Here is a 787-nt window from a genome sequence, read left to right as displayed (position 1 = left end):
ATTCCTAAGCTTCGGTGTTGTGTTTCAGCCCCGGACATTTTCGGCGCAGGACCTCTCGACTAGTGAGCTATTACGCACTCTTTGAATGTGTGGCTGCTTCTGAGCCAACATCCTAGTTGTCTTTGAAATCCCACATCCTTTTCCACTTAACACATACTTTGGGACCTTAGCTGTAGGTCTGGGCTCTTTCCCTTTTGACTACCCAACTTATCTCGTGCAGTCTGACTCCTGTACATCATTTATACGGCATTCGGAGTTTGATATCCCTTGGTAAGCTTTGACGCCCCCTTAGGAATTCAGTGCTCTACCTCCGCTAAACTAATACAAGGCTAGCCCTAAAGCTATTTCGAGGAGAACCAGCTATCTCCGGGTTCGATTGGAATTTCTCCCCTATCCACACCTCATTCCCACCCTTTTCAACGGATGTGGATCCGGTCCTCCACGGAATTTTACTTCCGCTTCAACCTGGACATGGATAGGTCACCCGGTTTCGGGTCTGCCTGTACTGACTTGACGCCCATTTGAGACTCGGTTTCCCTTCGGCTCCGCACCTTAAGTGCTTAACCTTGCCAGTACCGGCAACTCGCCGGACCGTTCTACAAAAAGTACGCGGTCGCACCTTAACGTGCTCCCACAGCTTGTAAACACAGGGTTTCAGGTTCTCTTTCACTCCCCTCCCGGGGTCCTTTTCACCTTTCCTTCACAGTACTATGCTCTATCGGTCACTAAGGAGTATTCAGCCTTGGGGGGTGGTCCCCCCGACTTCCCACAAGGTTTCTCGTGTCTC

Annotated in this window: 1 rRNA gene (cut by a window edge); it reads right to left on the bottom strand. The window is 50.6% G+C overall.

Annotated features, from left to right (window positions below):
• A 23S ribosomal RNA gene (locus tag DWX59_RS28425) occupies positions 1-787 on the bottom strand (its annotated part continues 303 nt past the right edge of the window); the annotation flags it as partial.

The organism is Enterocloster aldenensis (genome assembly GCF_003434055.1).
GTDB lineage: Bacteria > Bacillota > Clostridia > Lachnospirales > Lachnospiraceae > Enterocloster > Enterocloster aldenensis.
The sequence above is the reverse complement of the archived record's forward strand: the minus strand, read 5'-3'. Positions and strand labels throughout refer to the sequence as shown.